Origin of the sequence: Kitasatospora sp. NPDC059646 (assembly GCF_042734615.1) — a bacterium.
GTDB lineage: Bacteria > Actinomycetota > Actinomycetes > Streptomycetales > Streptomycetaceae > Kitasatospora.
In genome coordinates this window covers 1-17,955 of record NZ_JBHWDS010000017.1, presented here as the reverse complement: position 1 = coordinate 17,955, position 17,955 = coordinate 1, and the positions used below count along the sequence as shown (strand labels likewise).

Annotated in this window: 13 protein-coding genes; 3 read left to right on the top strand and 10 right to left on the bottom strand. The window is 73.0% G+C overall.

All coding sequences use genetic code 11. The features are described from left to right. Positions 1-75: 75 nt before the first annotated feature. Together ACFV1L_RS14615 and ACFV1L_RS14610 are read left to right on the top strand one after the other, a co-directional pair. Entirely contained in the window at positions 76-858 is a 783-nt protein-coding gene (locus tag ACFV1L_RS14615; protein ID WP_380365838.1) for a hypothetical protein, read from the top strand. Between the two features lie 9 nt (positions 859-867). Next, the gene (locus ACFV1L_RS14610; RefSeq protein WP_380365836.1) at positions 868-1,368 is read left to right on the top strand and encodes a GNAT family N-acetyltransferase; all 501 of its coding nucleotides are present in this window, start codon (positions 868-870) and stop codon (positions 1,366-1,368) included. A 363-nt stretch (positions 1,369-1,731) separates the two neighbouring features. On the opposite strand, the gene ACFV1L_RS14605 is transcribed toward ACFV1L_RS14610, so the two are convergent. The 3 genes from ACFV1L_RS14605 to ACFV1L_RS14595 form a co-directional block, all read right to left on the bottom strand. Beyond that, positions 1,732-3,189, bottom strand: a complete 1,458-nt coding sequence (locus ACFV1L_RS14605; RefSeq protein WP_380365834.1) for an aldehyde dehydrogenase family protein — start codon at positions 3,187-3,189, stop codon at positions 1,732-1,734. A gap of 54 nt (positions 3,190-3,243) precedes the next feature. Continuing rightward, entirely contained in the window at positions 3,244-4,113 is an 870-nt protein-coding gene (locus ACFV1L_RS14600) for a helix-turn-helix domain-containing protein (RefSeq protein WP_380365833.1), read from the bottom strand. A gap of 126 nt (positions 4,114-4,239) precedes the next feature. Next, positions 4,240-6,900 (bottom strand): AAA family ATPase, encoded by a 2,661-nt coding sequence (locus ACFV1L_RS14595; RefSeq protein ID WP_380365832.1) that lies wholly within the window; start codon positions 6,898-6,900, stop codon positions 4,240-4,242. Positions 6,901-6,996: 96 nt separating this feature from the next. Here ACFV1L_RS14595 and ACFV1L_RS14590 point away from each other — a divergent pair, with 96 nt between their 5' ends. Beyond that, entirely contained in the window at positions 6,997-7,362 is a 366-nt protein-coding gene (locus tag ACFV1L_RS14590; RefSeq protein ID WP_380365830.1) for a nuclear transport factor 2 family protein, read from the top strand. A 158-nt stretch (positions 7,363-7,520) separates the two neighbouring features. Here the strand turns inward: ACFV1L_RS14590 and ACFV1L_RS14585 are convergent, their stop codons facing one another. The 7 genes from ACFV1L_RS14585 to ACFV1L_RS14555 form a co-directional block, all read right to left on the bottom strand. Next, on the bottom strand, positions 7,521-8,981 hold the full coding sequence (locus ACFV1L_RS14585) for a glutamate synthase subunit beta (protein WP_380365828.1): 1,461 nt from the start codon (positions 8,979-8,981) through the stop codon (positions 7,521-7,523). Beyond that, on the bottom strand, positions 8,974-13,557 hold the full coding sequence (gene gltB / locus ACFV1L_RS14580) for a glutamate synthase large subunit (protein WP_380366001.1): 4,584 nt from the start codon (positions 13,555-13,557) through the stop codon (positions 8,974-8,976). Before gltB ends, ACFV1L_RS14585 begins: the two co-directional genes overlap by 8 nt. 442 nt (positions 13,558-13,999) lie before the next feature. Then, positions 14,000-14,740 carry a VIT1/CCC1 transporter family protein gene (locus ACFV1L_RS14575; RefSeq protein ID WP_380365826.1) on the bottom strand — a complete coding sequence of 247 codons (741 nt, stop codon included), beginning with the start codon at positions 14,738-14,740 and terminating at the stop codon, positions 14,000-14,002. A gap of 185 nt (positions 14,741-14,925) precedes the next feature. Continuing rightward, complete coding sequence (lgt, locus tag ACFV1L_RS14570; RefSeq protein ID WP_380365824.1) at positions 14,926-15,903, bottom strand: prolipoprotein diacylglyceryl transferase; 978 nt, start codon at positions 15,901-15,903, stop codon at positions 14,926-14,928. Between the two features lie 79 nt (positions 15,904-15,982). Beyond that, positions 15,983-16,855, bottom strand: coding sequence for a DsbA family protein (locus tag ACFV1L_RS14565; RefSeq protein ID WP_380365822.1), 873 nt, complete (start codon positions 16,853-16,855; stop codon positions 15,983-15,985). Between the two features lie 55 nt (positions 16,856-16,910). Next, positions 16,911-17,423, bottom strand: coding sequence for a MauE/DoxX family redox-associated membrane protein (locus ACFV1L_RS14560; protein WP_380365821.1), 513 nt, complete (start codon positions 17,421-17,423; stop codon positions 16,911-16,913). Positions 17,424-17,551: 128 nt separating this feature from the next. After that, the gene (locus tag ACFV1L_RS14555) at positions 17,552-17,722 is read right to left on the bottom strand and encodes a hypothetical protein (protein WP_380365819.1); all 171 of its coding nucleotides are present in this window, start codon (positions 17,720-17,722) and stop codon (positions 17,552-17,554) included. Positions 17,723-17,955 lie beyond the last annotated feature (233 nt).

Here is a 17,955-nt window from a genome sequence, read left to right as displayed (position 1 = left end):
ACACAGGTCGGGGAATCGGGGGGGTTCATGTCCGGACGCGGAGGCGTGGGACGCGGCCGCACAGTGGTGGCGTCCGTGCTGCTCGCGGGATTCCTCGGGCTGGCGGTCTGCTTCTGGGCGGCCGTCCGGCCCGAGCCGCAGCCCGACGTCGAGAAGGCCGCCCGCTCACCCGCCGCCCGGGCCGCGGACCGGACGGCGACCGCCGAGTCGGACCGTCAACTCGACCGGCTGAAAGCAGCGTTGCCCTGGGCGAGCCCGCTGGGAACGACCGTGGCGGACGTCTGCACCACGTCCGCGGTCAACCACATGGGCTTCGCCCGGCAGCGGTGGAACCCGGTGACCTGCACCAGGACCAGCACCGCCTACCTGGCCTTCGACGGCGACTTCCGCCAGCACCTCGTGCTGCTGGACACGGCCCTGGCCGGCGCGGGCTGGAGGACCGACGACCGGCTCCCGCTCCGCACGCCCGAACCGCCGGGCCTGGCCGCCGCCTTCGACTACGGCCACCAGCCGCCCGGCGACGCGACGGCGGCACAGATCGCCGAGGCGGCCGCCCGCCCCGACGTCGCCACAGTCCGGTACACCCTGCCGAACGGCACCGGCTACGCACCGCCCCCCGGCGCGGACGTCGCACCGGCCGGCCCCGGCGCAACCGTCGAGGTGGTCCGGGCCCCGCACCTGCCCGCCCTCGACGACGGGACGTCCGCGCACGACCTGACACTCAAGTACCCGACGGTCAGAACCAGTTGGTTCGTCGACTGGCAGCCCTGCAGCCGCGCCGAACTGGCCGCCGCCTACCCCGCGCACAGCGCCGTCGTCGCGGTCTCGCTCCGCTTCCCGTACCACGCCACGCAGTAGTCTGGCCCGATGCTGACCGACCGCCTCCTGCTGCGCCCCTGGGAACCCGCCGACCGCGACCGCGCCTTCTCCCTCTACTCCCGGTGGGAGGTGGCCCGTTGGCTCGGCCGGGAGCCGCGCGCCCTCGCCGACCCCGCCGAGGCCGACGAGCTGATCGCCCGCTTCCGCTCCCGCTGCACCCCCGACGGCCGGTACGGCGTCTGGGCGGCAGAGATCCGCGAGACCGGGGTGATCGCGGGGACAGTCCTGCTGATCCCGATCCCGGACGGCGACGGCGAGATCGAGATCGGCTGGCACTTCCACCCGGACAGCTGGGGCCACGGCTACGCCACCGAGGCCGCCGCCGCCGTCCGCGACCGCGCCTTCGCCGACGGCCTGCCCGAACTCCACGCCGTCGTCCGCCCGGACAACACCCGCTCCCTGGCCCTCTGCCGCCGCCTGGGCATGACCCCCCTGGGCCGCACCGACCGCTGGTACGGCACCGAACTGGAGGTCTTCCACCAGAGCTGACCGCCGCCCGGCCTCCCGCCGTACGGGGCGGACCGTACGACATTCAGCGGAAATCGCCCGCGTTCCATGAACGCCACGGGGAAGAGCGCCCAGCAGGGTGCCGCAGTAGGCGGCCGAGGCAGGCTCCGGACGGGTCGGCGTCAACGGGGGCTCCCAGGGCCGCTCGGGGATGGCCACGCCGGCGGCACGAGCGGCAGCGACAGCCAACGCACAGGAGCCGGAAGCGCATTGAGTGGACGGGTCGGGCGGGAGGCCAAGGACACCCACCGACCGTATCCCCCGCCGTCCGCCGCCCTCTGGCGATCTCGTGCACCGCGAGGCCCCGCCGCCCGGCTCGGGTGGCGGGGCCGCTGTCCGTGGGGTTCAGAACGGGAAGCGGGAGCGCCCGTGCTGGATGGAGATCCACTTGACGGTGGTGAAGGCGTCCACGCTGGTGTCGCCGTTCAGGCGGCCGAGGCCGGAGCTCTTCTGGCCGCCGAACGGGACGATGGGCTCGTCCGCGATGGTGCCGTCGTTGACGTGGATCATGCCGGTGTCGATGCGCTGCGCGAACCTGACGCCGCGTTCGATGTCGGCGGTGTGGACGGCGCCGGACAGCCCGAAGGGGGTGTCGTTGGCGATCCGGACGGCCTCGTCCTCGCCGTCGAAGGGGATCAGCAGGGCGACCGGGCCGAACACCTCGCGGTGCAGGATCGGCGCGTCGGCCGGGATGTCGGTGAGGACGGTCGGCTTGACCAGGGTGCCGACGGTCGCGCCGTGCAGCAGCGGGCGGGCGCCGCCCGCTATCGCCGCGTCGACCTCGGCGGTGATCGCCTCGGCCTGCGCGGAGTTGATGAGCGGTCCGATCTGGGTGGCCGGGTCGGACGGGTCGCCGGCCCGCAGCGAGGCGACCTTCGCGGTGAACTTCTCGCTGAACTCGGCGAACAGGCTGCGGTCGACCAGGATCCGGTTGGCGGCCATGCAGATCTGGCCCTGGTGGGTGTAGCGGCTGGCGACGGCGGCGTCCACCGCGTAGTCGAGGTCGGCGTCGTCGAGCACCACCAGGGCGCTGTTGCCGCCGAGTTCGAGCACGGTCCGCTTGAGGTGGCTCGCGGCGACGGTGGCGACGTGCCGGCCCACGCTGTCGGAGCCGGTGAACGCGATGACCTTCGGCACCGGGTGCTCGATGAACGCGTCGCCGATCTCGGCGATGTCGGTGAGCACCACGTTCAGCAGGCCGGCGGGCAGCCCGGCCTCCTCGAAGATCTTGGCGATCAGCGTGCCGCCGGCCACCGGCGCGTCCTGGTGCGGCTTGAGGACGACGGCGTTGCCGAGCGCGAGCGCGGGCGCGACGGCCTTCAGCGACAGGAAGACGGGCGCGTTGAACGGGCTGATCACGCCGACCACGCCGACCGGCAGCCGGTAGACGCGGTTCTCCTTGCCCGGGACGGGCGAGGCCAGGATCCGGCCCTCGGCGCGCAGCGCCACCGCCATCGCCTCGCGGAGCATGTCCTTGACCAGGGCGAGTTCGAACGCGGACTTGCCGAGGGTGCCGCCGAGTTCGACGGTCATCACGTCGAGGATCTCGGCCTCGCGGGCCTCCACCACCCGCAGCGCCCGCTCGAACACCTCTCGGCGCTGGTAGGGGCTGGCGGCGGCCCAGCCGGGCTGGGCCCGCTCGGCGGCGCGGTAGGCCTGGTCGATCTCCTCGACGGTGGCCACCGTGAACGAGGCCAGCTTCTCCCCGCTGTAGGGGTCGAGGTCCACGATGTCCCAGGAGCCGGTCCCCGGCCGCCACTGGCCGTCGATGTACTGCTGGGCGAGTTCCGCGATCAAGGACATCTGATCCCTCTCGGTGGTGATCACCTACTGACGGATCATCATCTTAATTGTGGGCTAGCTCTCTTGGAGGATCTCCGCCAGAAGCGTCCTGGTCTCCTCCTCGGACAGCGCCGCCGCCGACACCCGGTCCAGCGCGGCCGTGTACTCGGCGACCTCGCTCGGCTTGTCCAGGTACAGCGCGGTGGTGAACTGCTCGACGTACACCACGTCCGCCAGGTCCGGCTCGGGGAAGGACAGCACCGTGAACGCCCCGCTGTCCGCCGCCAGCGCGCCCATGCCCAGCGGCAGCACCCGCAGGCCGATGGTCTCCCGCAGCGACAGCTCGGCCAGCCGCGCCAGCTGACCTCGCATCACCTCCGGCCCGCCGCACGGCCGGCGCAGCGCCGTCTCGTCGACGATCAGGTCCAGCCGGGCGGTGGTGTCGGGCGCGAGGTAGCGCTCCTGCCGGCGCAGCCGGACGGCCGCCCGGCGGGCGATCTCCTCCTCGGGGACGCCCGGGCTGCCGGCCCGCATCACCGCGTGCACGTACTCGGGGGTCTGCAGCAGCCCGGGCACGAACTGCACCTCGTAGCTGCGCACCAGGTTCGCCGCGTCCTCCAGGTTCAGGTACGTCTGGAACCAGCCGGGGATGACGTCCCCGTAGCCGTGCCACCAGGCCGGGGCGTTGGTCTCGCCGACCAGGCCGAGCAGCGCGGCGCGGGACTGCTCGTCCTCCACGCCGTACAGCGTCAGCAGGTCCGCCACGTCACGCTGCTTGAAGCCGACCCGGCCGAGTTCCATCCGGCTGATCTTCGACTCCGAGGCGCGGATCGAGTAGCCCGCGTCCTCCCTGGTCACGCCCCGGGCCTCGCGCAGCCGGCGCAACTGGGCGCCCAACTGGATGCGACGAGCGGTCGCACCGCTGCCCGTCTGCAGGCCCGTCATGCAAACCTCCGCCCCGAACCAACAGTTGGACCCTGTGGGATGCAGTCTGCCACTGCGCGGCGACACTCCGCGAGGGCCTTCCGGCATTTGGCCAAGCCGTTGCAGAGTTGTGCGTTTCACACCCGGTCAGGAGAGCGCCGGCAGCACCTCGGCGAGACCGGTCCGCGAGCTCACCCCGAGCTTCGGGTACGCCTTGTACAGGTGGTGACCGACGGTGCGGGCGCTCAGGAACAGCTGCGCGGCGATGTCCCGGTTCGACAGGCCCTGCGCGGCCAGCCGGACGATCTGCGACTCCTGCGGCGTCAGGCCGGCCACCGCGCCGGCCGGGCCGCGCGCGGCGGGCGCCCCGGTGGCGTCCAGCTCCAGCCGGGCCCGCTCCGCCCAGGGCAGCGCGCCCAGCCGGCGCAGCGTCCGCTCGGCCGCCCGCAGCGGCACCCGGGCGTCCGTCCGCCGCCGGCCCCGGCGCAGCCACTCGCCGTACAGCAGCTCGGTGCGGGCCTGCTCCCACGGGCGCGGCTGCTCGGCGTGCCGGGCCAGCGCCGACAGGTAGAGCTCCTCCGCCAGCTCGTCGGGGGCCAGCAGCGCGTGGCAGCGGTGCACCAGCGCCCGCGCCCACGGCTGCCCGCTGCGGTCCGCCCAGTGCTCGAACCGGGCCAGCGGCTCGGCGACCTCCTCCGGCCGGCGCAGCCGCACCGCCGCCTCCACCAGGTCGGGCACCGAACGGACGGCCGACACCTGGAAGTTCTGCCCGCTGCCGGCCAGCGCCGCCAGCTGGCCGAACGCGTCCTCGGCCCGGCCCGCGCCCAACTCCAGCACGCCGACCGCCCACTGCGCCCACGGCGCCCCGAAGGCGCCCCGGGCGCGGGCCTGCGCGGCGTGCTCCCGGCAGCGGGCGTCCTCGCCGCGGGACGCCGCCAGGTAGGCCAGGAAGCCGTGCAGCTGCCCGGTCCACATCGGCTGCCCGCAGTCCTCGGCGAGCCGCAGTCCCTCCCCGGCGTGCTCGTCGGCGGTGTCCGGGCGGCCGGTGAACAGCTCGGCCTCGGCCAGGAAGAACAGCAGCGTGGGCAGCGTCCCGAACGCGCCGCCCTCCCGGGCCTCCCGGACCAGTCGGCCGGCCAGGTCCAGCACCTCCTCGTCCCGGCCCGGCAGCAGCGCGGCCCCGCACGGCAGCGCCAGGTCCACGGGGGCCACCGCCCCGGCGGTCCGCGCGGCCCGTTCGGCCTCCGTCAGCGTCGGCCCGTCCGGCGCGTCGCCGAGCGCCGCCGTCACGTACCGCACCGCCGGCGCCAGCGAGTCGTCGGCGGGCAGGGCGAGTGCGCCGAGCGCCGTCAGCGTCGCGCACACCGCCTCCGCGTCGAGGTACCAGGCGGCGTGCACGGCCTGCACCAGCACCCGGGCCGCCGGGCCGGGCGCGGACTCCGCGACCAGCGCCGCCGCCTCGGTCAGCCGCAGGTGCGCGGAGCGGTGCTCGCCGCGCCAGAACTCGGCCACGCCGCGCGCGAACAGCAGGTGCGCCCGGGTCACCGGGTCCAGTCCGGGGCCGTCCGCCGCGGCGGCCAGCGACTCGGCCCGGCCGACCTCGCCCGCCTCCAGTGCGGCCTCCACCGCCTCCACCGTCAACTCCCGGGCCCGCAGGGGGTCCGGGCTCAGCCGGGCGGCCCGCTCGTACGCCGCCGACGCGCCCGTGTGCCCGCCCCGGGACGCCGCCCCGGCGGCCGCCGCCGCCAGCTCCTCCGCCACCGCCGCGTCCCGGCCGGTCGCCGCCAGCGCCCGGTGCCAGGCCCGCCGCAGCGGCTCCCGCTCCCCGTACGCCTGCGCGAGCGTGGCGTGCGCCGCCAGCCGGTCCACCAGCGGCGCCCGGTCCACCAGCGCCGAACGCAGCAGCGAATGCCGGAACATCACCCGGCCGGCCGCCAACTCCACCCGTACCAGGCCCTGTTGCTCGGCCGGCGCGAGGTCGGCGACGGTCAGCCCGCACTCCCCCGCCGCGCGCAGCAGCACCTCCAGCGAACCGGACTCCTCCAACGCGGCCAGCAGCAGCCACCGTTGGGCCGTGCCGGGCAGCCGGCTCAGCTGCCCGTGGTACGCCAGCCGCAACCGCCCGGTCGGCGGCAGGCTGCCCGCCGCCCCGGCCGCCGACAGCTCCACCAGCGCCAGCGGGTTGCCCTGCGCCACCGCCAACACCGCCGCGGGGTCGGACAGTTCGGGCGCGACGGCGGCCAGCAGCTCGGCCGCGGCCCGTTCCGTCAGCGGCTCCACCCGCAGCTCCGGCAGCCCGGGCAGCTCCGGCCCGTCCAACCGGGTCGCGAGCAGCAGCACCACCGCCTCCGCGCCCAGCCGGCGGGCCGCCACCTGGAGGGCCTCGGCGGACTCCCGGTCCACCCACTGCACGTCGTCCACCAGACACAGCACCGGCCCCTGCTCGGCGAGGTCCCCGAGCAGCGTCAGCACCGCCAGGCCCACCAGCAGCCGGTCTCCGGCCGGGCCGTCCGCCAGCCCCAACACCCGTTCCAGCGCTGCCCGTTGCGGACCGGGCAGGCCCTCGACGCCCGCCAGTACGGGTGCCAGCAGCTGACTGAGCGCCGCGTACGGCAGCCGGGCCTCCGACTCCACGCCCGTCGCCCGCAGCACCCGGCCGGGGGCCGCGTCGGCCGCCGCGGCCAGCAGCGCGCTCTTCCCGACCCCGGGCTCCCCGCGCAGCACCAGCACCCCGGCCCGCCCCGCGCCCGCTTCCGCCAGCAGCCGGTCGACAACCGACTGCTCCGCCCCCCGTCCGTACAGCAGCATGCCCAGCACCCTACCTATACGTGACTGATTCGCCCCGCCCGCGAGATCCGTAACTTCTTGTCCCGCAAGGAAGTCCACACCGAAACGGAGCCCGCCATGGACCTGCAGAACATCGTCGAGCGCTACCTCGCCGCCTGGAACGAGACCGACCCGGCCGCCCGCCGCAAGCTCGTCGAGGAGGCCTGGGCCGCCGACGGCAGCTACACCGACCCGATGGTCGCCACCCGCGGCCACGACGAGTTCGACGCCACCCTGGCCGCCGTCCAGGCCCAGTTCGCCGGCCTCGTCTTCCGCCTCGGCGGCCCCGTCGACGCCCATCACAACGTCGCCCGGTTCACCTGGGAGCTCGCCCCGGAGGGCGCGGAGGAGGCGATCGTCGTCGGATTCGACGTGCTCACGGCGACGGAGGACGGCCGGATCGCCTCGGTGGTCGGCTTCCTGGACAAGGTTCCGAGCGCGTAGGACGGGACCGGAGCGGAGCACGGCCCGCACAAGACAACGACGCCTGCCCTAGACCTGGTCGGGGAAAGGGGCAGGCGTCGACCGGATCCCGGCGGCTCTGGCGGGTCGGTGTTTGTCGGCCGTGCCCCCCGTGCGGGGGGCTGGCGTCCGTGGGGTGGTCAGACCACCAGGGGACGGTCGGTCGGCTTGATCGGGGCGGGGAGCGGAGTCTTGCCACCCAGGTACTTGTCGACCGCCGCGGCGGCCGAACGGCCTTCCGCGATCGCCCAGACGATCAGCGACTGACCGCGACCGGCGTCACCGCAAACGTACACCCCGGGGACGTTGGTGCCGAACTTGCCGTCCCGCGCGACGTTCCCGCGCGGGTCCAGCTCGACGCCCAACTGCTCCACCAGGCCGTTCTTGACGTCCGTCCCGGTGAATCCCATCGCCAGGGTGACCAGCTGCGCGGGAATGACCCGCTCGCTGCCCGGCACGGGCTCGAACTTGCCGTCCTTGAAGGCGACTTCGACGAGGTGCAGCTCCTGCACGTTCCCGTCCTCGTCCCCGGCGAAGTGCGTGGTGGAGACCGAGTAGACCCGCTCCCCGCCCTCCTCGTGGGCCGAGGTCACCTTGTACGTCATCGGCATCGTCGGCCACGGCTGCGCGGCCGGCCGGGAGTCCGACGGCCGCGGCATGATCTCCAACTGGGTGACGGAGGCCGCGCCCTGACGGTGCGCGGTGCCGACGCAGTCGGCGCCGGTGTCGCCGCCGCCGATGACCACGACGTGCTTGCCCTTGGCCGAGATCGGGGAGTCGACGTAGTCGCCCTCCTGGACCTTGTTGGCCAGCGGCAGGTACTCCATCGCCTGGTGGATGCCGTTCAACTCCCGCCCGGGGACGGGCAGGTCGCGCGCGGTGGTGGCGCCGGCCGCGATCACGACGGCGTCGAAGCGCGAGCGCAGGTCCTGCCCGGTGAGGTCGACGCCGACCTCGACGCCGGTGCGGAACCGGGTGCCCTCCGCGCGCATCTGCTCGATGCGGCGGTTGATGTGGCGCTTCTCCATCTTGAACTCGGGGATGCCGTAGCGCAGCAGCCCGCCGATCCGGTCGGCCCGCTCGTACACCACGACGGTGTGCCCGGCCCGGGTGAGCTGCTGGGCGGCGGCCAGGCCGGACGGGCCGGAGCCCACCACGGCGACGGTCTTGCCGGACAGCCGCTCCGGGACCTGCGGGGTGACCCCGCCGCGGTCCCAGGCCTTGTCGATGATGGTGACCTCGACGTTCTTGATGGTCACCGCGTCCTGGTTGATGCCGAGCACGCACGCCGACTCGCACGGAGCCGGGCACAGGCGGCCGGTGAACTCCGGGAAGTTGTTGGTGGCGTGCAGCCGCTCGATCGCGCCGGCCCAGTCGTCCCGGTAGGCCAGGTCGTTCCACTCGGGGATCAGGTTCCCCAGCGGACAGCCGTTGTGGCAGAACGGGATGCCGCAGTCCATGCAGCGGCCGGCCTGCTTGCTGATGATCGGAAGGAGGCTGCGCTCGACGTAGACCTCGTTCCAGTCGCGCAGTCGCACGTCCACCGGACGGCGCTCCGCCAGCTGCTTGGGCGTGGTCAGGAAGCCCTTGGGGTCAGCCACGTGCCGCCTCCATCATCTTCGCGGTGGTGTCGGCCTCGGAGAGGCCATCGCGCTCAGCGGCGTCCTTGGCGGCGAGCACTGCCTTGTAGTCGGTCGGCATGATCGTGGAGAAGCGGGAGACCCCGCTGCCCCAGTCGGCCAGGAGCTCGGCGGCGACGGTGGAGCCGGTCTCCTCGTAGTGCTGCTGCACGGTCTCGCGCAGCCACTCGCGGTCGGCGGCGCTGGGGGCCTCGATGCCCACCATGCCGCTGTTGACGTTGGCGGGGCGCAGGTCCAGCACGTAGGCGATGCCGCCGGACATGCCCGCCGCCAGGTTGCGGCCGGTCTCGCCGAGGATCACCACCCGTCCGCCGGTCATGTACTCCAGGCCGTGGTCGCCCACGCCCTCCACCACCAGGGTGGCACCGGAGTTGCGGACCGCGAAACGCTCGCCGGCCTTGCCGCGCAGGTGGATCCGGCCCGAGGTGGCGCCGTAGCCGATGGTGTTGCCGGCGATCACGTGCTGCTGCGCGTCGGCGCCGATCGCGGCGGCCTCGCGGGCCGGGCGGACCACGATGACGCCGCCGGACAGGCCCTTGCCGACGTAGTCGTTGGCGTCGCCCTCCAGGCGCAGCGTCACGCCCTTGGGGAGGAAGGCGCCGAACGACTGGCCGGCCGAGCCGGTGAAGGTGACGTCGATGGTGCCCTCGGGCAGCCCCTCGCCGCGGTACCGCTTGGTCACGTGGTGGCCGAGCATGGTGCCGACGGTGCGGTTGACGTTGCGGATCGGCAGCTGGATGCGGACCGCGTCGCCGCGCTCCAGGGCGTCCTCGGCCAGCTCGATCAGCTGGTTGTCGAGCGCCTTGTCCAGCGCGTGGTCCTGCTCGGTGGTGCGGTGCAGGGCCGCGCCGTCGGGCAGTTCGGGCACGTGGAACAGCGGGGCCAGGTCGAGCCCGGCGGCCTTCCAGTGGTCGATCGCGGCCTGCGCGTCGATGTGCTCGGCGTGGCCGACGGCCTCCTCGATGGAGCGGAAGCCCAGCTCGGCGAGGATCTCGCGGACCTCTTCGGCGATGAACTCGAAGAAGTTGACCACGAATTCGGGCTTGCCGGTGAACCGCTCGCGCAGCACCGGGTTCTGCGTGGCGACGCCGACCGGGCAGGTGTCGAGGTGGCAGACCCGCATCATGATGCAGCCGGAGACCACCAGCGGGGCCGTGGCGAAGCCGAACTCCTCGGCGCCCAGCAGGGCGGCGATGACGACGTCGCGGCCGGTCTTCAGCTGGCCGTCGGTCTGCACCACGATGCGGTCGCGCAGGCCGTTCAGCAGCAGGGTCTGCTGGGTCTCGGCGAGGCCGAGCTCCCAGGGGCCGCCCGCGTGCTTCAGCGAGGTCAGCGGCGAGGCGCCGGTGCCGCCGTCGTGGCCGGAGATCAGCACCACGTCGGCGTGCGCCTTCGACACGCCCGCAGCGACCGTGCCGACGCCGACCTCGGAGACCAGCTTCACGTGGATGCGGGCGTCCGGGTTGGCGTTCTTGAGGTCGTGGATCAGCTGGGCGAGGTCCTCGATGGAGTAGATGTCGTGGTGCGGCGGCGGGGAGATCAGGCCGACGCCCGGGGTGGAGTGCCGGGTCCTCGCCACCCACGGGTAGACCTTGTGGCCGGGCAGCTGGCCGCCCTCGCCGGGCTTGGCGCCCTGGGCCATCTTGATCTGGATGTCGTCGGCGTTGACCAGGTACTCGGAGGTGACGCCGAACCGGCCGGAGGCGACCTGCTTGATCGCCGAGCGGCGCTCGGGGTCGTACAGGCGCTCCGGGTCCTCGCCGCCCTCGCCGGTGTTGGACTTGCCGCCGAGCCGGTTCATCGCGATGGCGAGCGTCTCGTGCGCCTCCATCGAGATGGAGCCGTAGGACATCGCGCCGGTGGAGAACCGCTTGACGATCTCGGAGACCGGCTCGACCTCGTCGATCGGGACCGGGGTCCGGCCGGCCGCGTCGAGCCGGAACAGGCCGCGCAGCGTCATCAGGCGCTCGGACTGGGCGTTCACCCGGCCCGTGTACTGCTTGAAGATGTCGTAGCGCTTGCTGCGGGTGGAGTGCTGGAGGCGGAACACCGTCTCCGGGTCGAACAGGTGCGGCTCGCCCTCGCGGCGCCACTGGTACTCGCCGCCGATCTCCAGCGCGCGGTGCGCGGCGGAGATGCCGGACGCCGGGTACGCCTTGGCGTGCCGGGCGGCGGTCTCCTTGGCGATCTCGTCCAGGCCGATGCCGCCGAGCTTGGTGGTGGTGCCCGCGAAGTAGGCGTCCACCAGCTCCTGGGACAGGCCGATGGCCTCGAAGACCTGCGCGCCGCGGTAGGAGGCGACGGTGGAGATGCCCATCTTGGACATCACCTTCAGGACGCCCTTGCCGAGCGCCTTGATCAGGTTCTTGATCGCCTTCTCGGCCTCGATGCCGGAGACGAAGACGCCCTGGGAGACCAGGTCCTCGACGGACTCCATGGCCAGGTACGGGTTGACCGCGCCGGCGCCGTAGCCGACCAGCAGCGCGACGTGGTGCACCTCGCGGACGTCGCCGGCCTCGACCAGCAGCGACACCTGGGTGCGCTGCTTGGTGCGGATCAGGTGGTGGTGGATCGCCGAGGTGAGCAGCAGCGACGGGATCGGCGCGTGCTCGGCGTCCGAGTGCCGGTCGGAGAGGACGACGATGCGGGCGCCGTCGGCGATCGCGGCGTCGGCCTCGGCGGCGATCTCGGCGAGCCGGGCGGCGAGGCCCTCGCCGCCGGCCGCGACCTTGTACAGGCCGGACAGGGTGACGGCCTTCAGGCCGGGCTGGTCGCCGTCCGCGTTGATGTGGATCAGCTTGGCCAGCTCGTCGTTGTCGATCACCGGGAAGGTGATGCCGACGGAGCGGCAGTGCGCCGGGGAGGCGTCCAGCAGGTTGCCCTCGGGGCCGAGGTTGCTGTGCAGCGAGGTGACCAGCTCTTCGCGGATGGCGTCCAGCGGCGGGTTGGTGACCTGGGCGAACAGCTGGGTGAAGTAGTCGAACAGCAGGCGCGGCTTCTCGCTGAGCGCGGCGATCGGCGAGTCGGTGCCCATCGAGCCGAGCGCCTCGGCGCCGGTCTTCGCCATCGGTGCGAGGATGACCCGCAGCTCTTCCTCGGTGTAGCCGAAGGTCTGCTGACGGCGCGTCACCGAGGCGTGGGTGTGGGCGATGTGCTCGCGCTCGGGGAGCTTGGCGAGCTGGATCTGCCCGGCGGCCACCCACTCCTCGTAGGGGTGCTCGGCGGCGAGGGCGGACTTGATCTCCTCGTCCTCGACGATCCGGTGCTCGGCGGTGTCGATCAGGAACATCCGGCCGGGCTGCAGGCGGCCCTTCTTGGCGACCTTCTCCTGCTCGATGTCGAGCACGCCGACCTCGGAGGAGAGCACGACCAGGCCGTCCTCGGTGATCCAGTACCGGGCGGGGCGCAGGCCGTTGCGGTCGAGGACGGCGCCGATCCGGGTGCCGTCGGTGAAGGTGACGCAGGCCGGGCCGTCCCAGGGCTCCATCAGGTTGGAGTGGTACTGGTAGAAGGCGCGGCGGGCCGGGTCCATGGTGGCGTGGTTCTCCCACGCCTCCGGGATCATCATCAGGACCGCGTGCGGCAGCGAGCGGCCGCCGAGGTGCAGCAGCTCCAGCACCTCGTCGAAGGACGCCGAGTCGGAGTGGTCCGGGGTGCAGACCGGGAAGATCCGGCTCAGGTCGCCGGGGATCAGGTCGGTGGCGAGCTGGGACTCCCGGGCGGTCATCCAGTTGCGGTTGCCCTTGACCGTGTTGATCTCGCCGTTGTGCGCGACGAAGCGGTACGGGTGGGCGAGCGGCCAGCTCGGGAAGGTGTTGGTGGAGAACCGCGAGTGCACCAGGCCGATCGCGGAGGCGTACAGCCGGTCCGACAGGTCGGGGAAGAACGGCTCCAGCTGCCCGGTGGTCAGCATGCCCTTGTAGACCAGGGTCCGGGCGGACAGCGACGGGAAGTACACCCCGGCCTCGCGCTCGGCGCGCTTGCGCACCACGAACGCGACCCGGTCCAGCTCGATGCCGGTCCGCTCGCCGTGGGAGAGGAACAGCTGGCGGAAGCGCGGCATGACGCTGCGGGCGGTGGCGCCCAGCAGCTCCGGGGCGGTGGGGACCTCGCGCCAGCCGAGGACGGTCAGGCCCTCCTCGGCGGCGATCGCGCCGATCCGGGCGACGGCGGCGGCGTCCGCCTCGTCGTCCTCCGGGAGGAAGGCGATGCCGACCGCGTAGGAGCCGGCGGCGGGGAGTTCGAAGTCGACGTTGGCGCGCAGGAACGCGTCCGGGATCTGGGTCAGGATGCCGGCGCCGTCGCCGGAGTCGGGCTCGGCGCCGGTGGCGCCGCGGTGCTCCAGGTTGCGCAGCACGGTCAGCGCCTGCTCGACGATCCTGTGGTCGGCGATGCCGGTCAGCGTGGCCACGAAGCCGACGCCGCAGGCGTCGTGCTCGTTGCGCGGGTCGTACAGACCCTGGGCCTGGGGACGCGCGTCCGGAACGAGGGCGTAGGGGCCGCCGGCGGCCTGGTCGCCCTCGTGGCCGGAGTGCATGGATGCAGACAGCATCGGCTCTCCCGTCGTCGTGATCAGTTGCTTGATGCAAAGGGACGACGTTGGCCCTGATGCGATTTGTCGGTGCAGGTTACATGATGCCCGTGATCCCGGGAAGTGGAATTCTGCGTCCATATCGCGGACACAACCGCAGGTCACAGGGCGAATGGAGGGAAGGCGCAGCGTCGCGCGTCCAGTCCAGTGTGCCCGGTGTCCGGGGGGCCGAAACAGGGGCGAAACGCCCTTGGAACGATCCCCGCCGGGGGTCGACCTGGGATTCCCCGACCCGGAGGCCGACCGCGGTTGGGATTGTGCGGGTCGGCGACCGGATGATGAGACTAGGGCAAGGCGGCGACCCGTGCCCATGTGTGGAACATCACGCGCTGCAACGCATAATCATGCAGAGGTCTGGGTGTTCGTACAGGCCCGTCCGGGGGGCCGGTCAGCCGATCGCCCCGCCGATCAGCCGGCCCAGCAGGAAGGTGACGGCCGCCGCCGCGCCGCCCAGCACCAGCTGGCGCACGCCGCTGAACCACCAGCTGCGCGCGGTCACCCGGGCCACCACGGCGCCGCAGCCGAACAGGCCGAGCACGGCCAGCAGCGCGGCCGGCCACAGCGCGGTCGCGCCGAGCAGGTAGGGCAGCACCGGCAGCAGCGCGCCGAGCGCGAAGCAGCCGAACGAGGAGACCGCGGCGACCAGCGGCGAGGGCAGGTCGTCCGGGTCGATCCCGAGCTCCTCGCGGGCGTGCACCGCGAGCGCCGTGTTCGGGTCGGCGGACAGCTGCCGGGCCACCTCGTGGGCCAGCTCCGGGTCCACGCCGCGCTCCACGTACATCTGGGCCAGTTCGGCCAGCTCGCCGCCCGGGTTGCGCTTGAGCTCGATCCGCTCGGCCTCCAGCTCGGCCTCCACCAGCTCGCGCTGGGAGGCCACCGAGGTGTACTCGCCGGCCGCCATCGAGAACGCGCCGGCCGCCAGTCCGGCCAGGCCGGTCAGCACGACGGTGCTCGGCGTGGCGTCGCCGCCGACCACGCCGGTCATCAGCGCGAAGTTGGACACCAGGCCGTCCATCGCCCCGAACACGGCCGGACGCAGCCAGCCGCCGTTGACGTCCCGGTGGTGGCCGTCGGCGGGTATCCGGGGCTGCGGGCTGTCGGTGTGCGGGTCGACGGTGACGGTGCTCATGCTGGCGGCTCCCCTTCCGGGCACGGCGGACGACCCCCTCGCCGGGTTCCGGCCGGGCTGCTCGTGCCTTCCGAACGTAGCCGTTTGACCTGCGACTTTCCAGCAAAGTAAGCCTGCCCAAAGGCAGTTGGGGCCGCCCCCGCCGGAACCGGCGGGAGCGGCCCCGACGGGGTCGATCAGCGTGCTCAGGAGGACTTTTCGGAGTCCTTGGCGACCTCGGCGTCCTTGCCGTCCTCGGCGGCCGCGCCGTCCTCCGGTGCCTGCGCGGGGGCGTCCTTCGGCGCGTCGCCCGCGGGGGCGCCCGCCGCCGCGGCCGCCTCGGCCCGCTCGCGCGTGGCCTGCGGGTCGATCTCGTCCGGGTCCTCGCGGCCGGGCCGCAGCCGGGGCGAGACCACCAGGTAGACCACGGCGCCGATGAAGACGGCGATCGCCACCCAGTCGTTCAGCCGGAGGCCGAAGAAGCGGTGCGCCTCGTCGATGCGCAGCCACTCGGTCCAGAACCGGCCCGCGGTGTAGGCGGCGACGTACAGCGCGAAGGCCCGGCCGTGGCCGAGGGTGAAGCGCTTGTCGGCCCAGATCACCAGCACGGCGACCAGCACGCACCAGATCGACTCGTACAGGAAGGTCGGGTGGTAGATGCCGCTGACGACCTCGCCGTTCGGCAGGGTCTTGTCGATCTCCAGGCCCCACGGCAGGGTGGTCGGCCGGCCGTACAGCTCCTGGTTGAACCAGTTGCCCCAGCGGCCGCAGGCCTGGGCGAGGGCGATGCCGGGGGCGATCGCGTCGGCGTAGGCGGGGAGCGGGACGCCGCGGCGGCGGGCGCCGATCCAGGCGCCGACCGCGCCGAACGCGATGGCGCCCCAGATGCCGAGGCCGCCCTCCCAGATCTTCAGCGCGTCGAGCGGGTGCTTGCCCTCGCCGAAGTACAGCTGGTTGTCGGTGATGACGTGGTAGAGCCGGCCGCCGACCAGGCCGAACGGCACCGCCCAGACGGCGATGTCGCCGACCGTGTGCCGGCCGCCGCCGCGGGCGACCCAGCGCCTGCTGCCGAGCCACACGGCCACGACGACACCGATGATGATGCAGAACGCGTAGGCGCGCAGCGGGATGGGTCCCAGGTAGAGGACGCCCCGCGACGGGCTCGGAATGTATGCGAGATCCATGGCACCCTCGACGCTACCGTGTCCCGCCCGTCGCACCGGCACCGGAGCGGGTCACGGAAGCGTCACTCCTCCCGGCGGGTCAGGGCGAGGGCGGGTTGTTGCTCTCGGCGGCCGTCGAGGTGGGCGCCGGGCTCTGCCCGTGCGAACCGGGCGTGCCCAGCTTCTTGCCCTGGTTGGCCTCGTCGACCCACTTCACCAGGTTCTCCGGGCTGATCTGCTCGTCGCCCTTCTTCGGGTAGATCGGCGTGCCGTTGAGCAGCACCGTCGGCGTCGACTTGAAGCTCGACTTGTCGAAGTCCTGCTGCACGGCGGACACCCAGCCGGCGAAGGTGTTGGAGTTGACGCAGCCCTGGAACTCGGCGTTGTCCAGGCCCGGCACCTTCTTGCCCAGGTCGATCAGGGTCTGCTTGTTGCCGAAGGTGTCCGCGGTCTCGTCGGGCTGGTTGCGGTACAGCACGTCGTGGTAGTCCCGGAAGTGCCCGGCGTTCTGCGCGCAGCCGAGCGCGTTGGCGCCGTACTTGGAGCCGTTGCCGCCCAGCGAGCGGTCGATGAACGACACGATGTGGTAGTTGACGAAGACCTTGCCGGCGTCCTCCAGCTGGTCGACGGTCGGCGAGAAGGTGCGCTCGAAGATGCCGCAGGCCGGGCAGCGCGGGTCCTCGTACACGGTGAGGGTGGACGGGGCGTCGGCGGCGCCGACCGGGATGATCAGGTTCTTGTCGCCGATGGTGCCGGCCGGGGCGGCGGTCGGGGTCTCCGGCTTGGAGCGCTGGTTCTGCACCACCACGCCGACCACCACGGCGGCGGCGATCACCGCGAGCACCGCGCCGCCGACCACCAGCTTCTTGTTCCGCCTCGACCGGGCCTCCTGCTCCGCCCGTTCCTCCAGCATCCGCTCACGGGCGCTGCGCTTGCCTTCTCGGTTCTTGTCGCTCATGAGGTGCTCTGCCATGGTCGGGGTCGGTTCTCTCTTCATTGCGGGGGGTGGGCGGCCCGGCCGGGCCGGGTCAGGCGGCCAGCCAGGCGTCCACCGAGAGCTTGGTGCGGGGGCGGAAGACCAGCCACGCCGACAGCAGCAGGAACCCGGTGTCGCGCAGGATCTCCTGGAGGTACTTGGTCTGCGACTCGTCCACCGCCCCGCCGCCGCCGAAGCAGCCGCAGTCGATCGAGATGCCGCGCGCCCAGGCCGAGCCGATGCCCGCGATGAACATCAGCAGCAGCGCCGCGGAGATCACCGCGACCACCCGGGTGCCCAGGCCGAGCACCAGCAGGACGGCCAGCGCCAGTTCGAGGAACGGCAGCCCCCAGCCGACCGGCTTGACCAGCGACTCCGGCAGGATCTCGTAGGCCCGGACGGCCTGCGCCGCCTCGGCCGGGTCGGAGACCTTCGCCAGTCCGGCCCAGCCCCACACCACGGCCAGGCCCAGTCGCACCGCCAGCCCGAACCACTCGGCCGCCGGACCGTCCACCGCCCGGCGAAACCCGCTCACCCGGTCGTGTTCGGCCTGCTGACTGGCCATCAGTTCCCCCTCGGGCACGTGCCACCGTTTTCTGCCTGATGAACCGTAGGGGATGGCGGGCGGTTCCTCCACATTGGCGAGTTAAGCCGTACGAGCGACGCTATGCGGTCATACGTCCGATTTTCGAATCATCGCCCCGGCGCCTCGCAGACCGTCTCCGACTGCTGGCACACCACCGCCCGCTCCGCGCCCCGCCGGGCCAACTCCCGTTCCACGCCGCCGGTTCCGGCCAGCGCCGCGGCCAGCGCCAGGGCGGCCGCCAGCGCCCGCAGCAGCACCGCCTTCTGGACCCGGGCCATCCGTACGTCCTTTCGCCGACGAACCATCAGGGGGTTCAACGTCCGGGCCCGCGGCGGGAACACCGACCGGCGCGGACAGTTCACCCGATCAGGTGGTACCCGGAAAACGCCGGAGGGCCGCCCGGGGGGCCCCCCTGTACCCCGGGGGCGCCCGCCCCCCCCGGGGAGCGGGGGGGGCGCGCCCGCCCCCCGGGGGGCGCCCGCGCCCCCACCGCGGGCCCCCCCCCCGGCAC